General features: G+C 60.4%; 5 protein-coding genes and 1 tRNA gene. 2 read left to right on the top strand and 4 right to left on the bottom strand.

Annotated features, from left to right (window positions below; all coding sequences use genetic code 11):
• Window positions 1–423, bottom strand: a 423-nt coding sequence (locus FEZ63_RS16780) for an IS66 family transposase (protein WP_420846294.1), incomplete at its 3' end; no start/stop codon positions are given.
• Window positions 424–692: 269 nt separating this feature from the next.
• Here FEZ63_RS16780 and FEZ63_RS16775 point away from each other — a divergent pair.
• Complete coding sequence (locus FEZ63_RS16775; RefSeq protein ID WP_150946568.1) at window positions 693–1,196, top strand: thermonuclease family protein; 504 nt, start codon at window positions 693–695, stop codon at window positions 1,194–1,196.
• Window positions 1,197–2,064: 868 nt separating this feature from the next.
• Here FEZ63_RS16775 and FEZ63_RS16770 read toward each other — a convergent pair.
• Window positions 2,065–2,154: transfer RNA gene (locus tag FEZ63_RS16770), tRNA-Ser, on the bottom strand.
• Between the two features lie 506 nt (window positions 2,155–2,660).
• Window positions 2,661–3,149 (bottom strand): patatin-like phospholipase family protein, encoded by a 489-nt coding sequence (locus tag FEZ63_RS16765; protein ID WP_150946566.1) that lies wholly within the window; start codon window positions 3,147–3,149, stop codon window positions 2,661–2,663.
• A 92-nt stretch (window positions 3,150–3,241) separates the two neighbouring features.
• Between FEZ63_RS16765 and FEZ63_RS16760 the strand changes: the two genes are divergently transcribed.
• Window positions 3,242–3,580 (top strand): hypothetical protein, encoded by a 339-nt coding sequence (locus tag FEZ63_RS16760; protein WP_150946564.1) that lies wholly within the window; start codon window positions 3,242–3,244, stop codon window positions 3,578–3,580.
• A 227-nt stretch (window positions 3,581–3,807) separates the two neighbouring features.
• Here the strand turns inward: FEZ63_RS16760 and FEZ63_RS16755 are convergent, their stop codons facing one another.
• Window positions 3,808–4,299: a hypothetical protein gene (locus FEZ63_RS16755; RefSeq protein WP_150946563.1), complete on the bottom strand. Its 492-nt coding sequence runs from the start codon at window positions 4,297–4,299 to the stop codon at window positions 3,808–3,810.
• Between the last annotated feature and the right edge of the window lie 171 nt (window positions 4,300–4,470).

Genomic DNA, 4,470 nt, shown 5'->3' with positions numbered 1-4,470 from the left:
GACCTTGAAGTGGGACGGCACGTATTCGAGGATCTCGCGCTCATCCTGGCCGATGCGGCCGAAGCGCGTGCCGCCGCATTGCGGGCAGGCGCACGGTGCCTCGTGCATGACCTCTTCGCGCGGCAGGTGATCCGGAAGAGGTCTGCGGCCGGAACGACCCTTGGTGGATTCCGGCCGGGCGCTGATCGTCTCGCGCGGTGCGGCTGCTTCCGCCTCGTCGGCCTCCAGCGTTCCGATCAGTAGTTCAAGCTGTTCGATCTCCCGTTCGAGCTTCTCTGAGGAGCGGCCGAACCGGGCCCGGCGCAAAGCCGCCAGTTGGGCCTTCAGCTTCACGATATGCAGGGTCTTCGCATAAAGTTCCGCATCGCGCGCGGCAATCTCGGCGCCCCCGACATGGAAGCTTACATTGAAATTGACGCTGATGTCGAACTTCCCACCTTCGAAACCGATTTCCAGACTTCCGGTTATCGAGCCGTGGCCGACGTTGTGAGCATACCGGATCGCCCGGTTGACCGACACGGCCACGGCGAAATTGAAACTGCTGGAGTTCGACGGCGGAATCCGCCACGCTTCCCTCCGACAGCGAACGGAAGGATGCCTTGGGGAACGTCTCACAATTCCGGCGCCGGCGCGGAGCGAGGAGACCGAGCCGGCTGCCCGCACAGCTGCGCGCCTTTCCTTGGGTGGCGACATTGGCGGTCCTGGCGGTGATCGGCCTGGCCTCGGCGCGCTATCACTACAACGACCGTCCAGAGCCCCGGCAGGTCATCGCGCTCAGCGTCGGCCCCGGCGGGACGACCCTCTCCCATTATGCGCCCACCGCCTCATCCTCCGTCGATGCGTTGAGCGGAGAGTTTGCGGTCTGCGGGTTTCTGAACCGGCAGAACTGCGTGATCGATGGCGACACCATTCTCTACAGCGGCGTGAAGATCAGAATCGCGGATATCGACGCGCCGGAGATCACTGAACCCAAATGCGCGGCGGAAGCGGCCCTTGGCGACCGCGCTAAACACCGCCTCGTCGAACTCATGAACGCGGGGCACTTCCGCATCGTTGCCGCGGGCGGGCGGGACGAGGACGTCTATGGGCGCAAGCTGCGCCGCATCGAGCGCGACGGTCGGTCCGTGGCCGACGCGCTGGTCCGTGAAGGTCTGGCGCGGCGGTGGAACGGCGCCCGCCGGAGTTGGTGTAACTGAGGCCCATACCGGGGAATGATGCGCCGCGGGTCAAAGGCCGATTGATGCCCTGACTACGAATCTGGAGGTCAGAGGTTCGATTCCCTAGGCCGTATCGAACCCCTACGGGGTTCAAATCCCTCTCCGCTACCACCACTAGGGGTTCGACTCCGATGGCTTGGAAGGCACTGCTCTGTCGGGTATGTGAACCGCTACGCTTGGGTTAGAGAATGGGCGCGGGCTGGTGGCCAGAGAGTAGGGTAGATGCGTTATATTATGCTTCTTGTTGGTTTGGCCTTGGCAGGCTGCGTTACAACGGACACCAAGCCGGACCCTCTTGTGGCAGCCGGCCGTAAAGAGTGTGCAGCTAGGTTTAAGGCCAAGGAACTAAAATCCTTGGTCGCCTACGGCCGATGCCTGGAGCAGGCGGAGTTGCCCCTTACTCTAGGTGTCTACGGGGACCTCTTTAGGTTGAAGGGGGCCAAAAGAACCGCAAGCTTTGAGCGCGTGGATGCAGGTCAAATTACCTTGGCTCAGTCCGACGCAGAAATGGCCGAGGTAACGTCGTACATAATAAGTGAAATCAATCGCCGAGCAGATTCCCAACAGTCTCTCCTTCTTCTGGAGAGAGCGGCATCGCCGGCACCCGTGACCTGCACCCAGTATGGGAACTCGGTTACCTGCCTCTGATCCCCGGTCAGCCAGACGACCAGCCTACGAATCTGGGGTCAGAGGTTCGATTCAGCCTAGGGGTATCGAACCTCTACGGGGGTTCGAATCCCTTCTCCGCTACCACCACTGGGGTTCGACTCCGAATTCAGCTGGGAAGGCTGCTGCTCTAGCCTGCGTGGCGGAGACGAAAGGGACTTAAAATCCCTTGGCCTCAACCTGGCGGAAGCGGGGGGATTCGAACCCACGGAGCCCTTGCAGGCTTGCCGGAGTTCAAGTCCGGAGCATTCATCCACTCTGCCACGCTTCCGCCACCTCATTAATCGTGCCGCCTTGCTGAGGCAAAGGATTTGGATTTGCAGTCCTCTGCTAACTGGCAGCGCGGGCCGGCCCGGCGACCCTCGCGAACCGCACCACCCATTTTGATGAAGCCGTGGGGCTGGTGTTGCTCACGATCAAATCCGCACTTTACCTCCATCCTGCTCGGTCTTAGTGGGGACTTCGTTGACCAACCTTTTGAGAGCGACCGTGAAACTTCAATCCCTCGCCATCCTTATCGCTATTTCGTTCCCTGTTAGTGCGAATGCTGGTTGGTATGCGGTAGAGCGAGGCGGCGACCGCTGCACCGATAATTTGACACCTGCGGCAATGCTGAGGCTCGGGGAGGTTGGGGGAGGGGCGACGTCCCGCGAAACCCGAGATGCTAATGGGAGTTTGGTTGCGGTATCGGTGACATTGGATCGAGGCGGAACCACCGTGACGGTTAAGTTCTATGCGACCGAGAAGGACTGTCTTGCGTCGATACCCGCGCCACGTTCAATCCCCAAAGAATACGAGTAGGCAGCCTAGACCCCCAGATCCACGACGTCGGAACGGCGACTCCTTGAGCCACCTCCATCGGGACCTGAACGGCAGCCGCAGGCAGGCCAGGATCAAGCGGGCGCCGAATGCGGCCAGCCGATCGATTGCCAGAAGAGCGAAGGTTGCGGCTGCCTTCACACCCTCCAGTGTCGTCAGAGCCGTCCCTAGGGAAGGCCAGACGAATCCGCGTTGCAGCAGCTCGCGCACCCTCCGTTCAAAATCGGCGAAGTCACCCGGGTGACTGCAATAGAGAGCCGCGATCACGCTTCCGCCCGAGACCGACGAGATGACCGAAGTCTGCTTCAGCAAGCCGGCCTCGTGGAGGGCCTTCAGGCATCCCAGGTGGAAGGCCATGGCACGTGACCCGCCACCGGACAAAGCGAGGGCAACCCGCTCGGCCTTCCCTGCCGTCCTATGTGGAGGATCTGTCGTGTGATCGCCCATACGTTTTCCATGGGAACGCCGGGCGGAACGGTTGGTAGCGACCCTTGCGACCCAAGCCGCGACACTGGCATTCCACCAGTGAGGAGCGACGCATGAGCCAAGGACGGACCTACGTAATCGACCGGATCATATCGAAAGAATTGACCTGCCTGATCGAAGGGATCGTTGATGTGCGCTCGACTAGGATGACCGTCGCCAGCGCTTGCGGCCGGTTCCGATACAGCATCTCCGGCGACGAAATCTCCGAAGACACCGCTTGGCCGCTCCTCGGCCTGCTGCCGCCACCCACAGCCGAACTGGATGGCGTCGAAGCGACCGCGGGATTCACGCTATCGAACTCGACGACCACCAGTCGTCGCATCTGCTCGTCCATGAGATTCCGGCGTGGCATCGCCGGGTCGATCGATGCTCTCGCAAGTCCGAACTTGTGATCGGCAAGACTTACGACATCAGGAATTTCGGCAGCCTGCCGCCGCTCCGGGAACCCGTGTTTCCACCCGAGACCTCCGCCTTCCGCTGCTGAAATTGCCGATCAGCCCCTGATCGGGAACCTCCTCGGTCAGGGCACGTATCGACCTGATTTCAGCAGCGGGCCGTTCAGTTGGGTCAATCGGGCCGCCATGTAGGGGCAATGGGCTATTAAATGAGTCCTCTGACATCAGGTTTCAATGTGATTCGTGTGGGGCGTTGATTGGGCAGGCGATTTCCAAGACGTCAGCTCCCACTGAGGTCCAACGACGAAGTATTGCCACAACGATATAAGGACAATCGCGAGCGCGAATACGCGGATGTTATTCAGCGCCATGTACGCAAGCAAAAGGTTAGAGACAGCACGTGGTGGGGTGCATACGACGCCTACCTCAATTCGCCGGAATGGCAGGCGCGGCGTTCTAAAGTCCTCAAGCGTGCCAATGGACAGTGCGAGGGCTGCGGCGATAGAGCCGCAAATGAGGTCCATCACCTGACATATGCTCATCTGGAAGAAGAATTCCTGTTCGAACTCGTGGCTCTCTGCAAGGAGTGTCATAGACGAATTCATCAAAGCGATGCACCGCCCGAGAATGACCCAGGTGATGGATTTCCATGCGATGCCTCTCGTTGGCAGGACGAGCGGGGAGTCGAGCGGTGGTGTGCTAAGCTGGATATTCAAGCATCTGATGCCCTAGGTCCAAGCGGCGCATGTGGCCCGCAGCGCGCGGAGCTCGAACCGCTAAAATAGGCAGCCGGAACCCTTCGCGCCATTGCAGTCAGCTAGTCGCGAACCGCTTTGAAACTGGACACTCTTCGTCTTTTCCGAACCGAGATCTCGTTGCCGTTCTTC

This window comes from Microvirga brassicacearum (genome assembly GCF_008757455.1).
Classification (GTDB): Bacteria; Pseudomonadota; Alphaproteobacteria; order Rhizobiales; family Beijerinckiaceae; genus Microvirga; species Microvirga brassicacearum.
Note: the sequence above shows the minus strand (reverse complement) of the source record. Positions and strands in the feature narration are given on the sequence as shown.

Coding starts and splice junctions, on each gene's coding strand:
- FEZ63_RS16765 (WP_150946566.1), bottom strand. CDS start 3,149: ATGGGCGATCACACGACAGATCCTCCACATAGGACGGCAGGGAAGGCC.
- FEZ63_RS16760 (WP_150946564.1), top strand. CDS start 3,242: ATGAGCCAAGGACGGACCTACGTAATCGACCGGATCATATCGAAAGAA.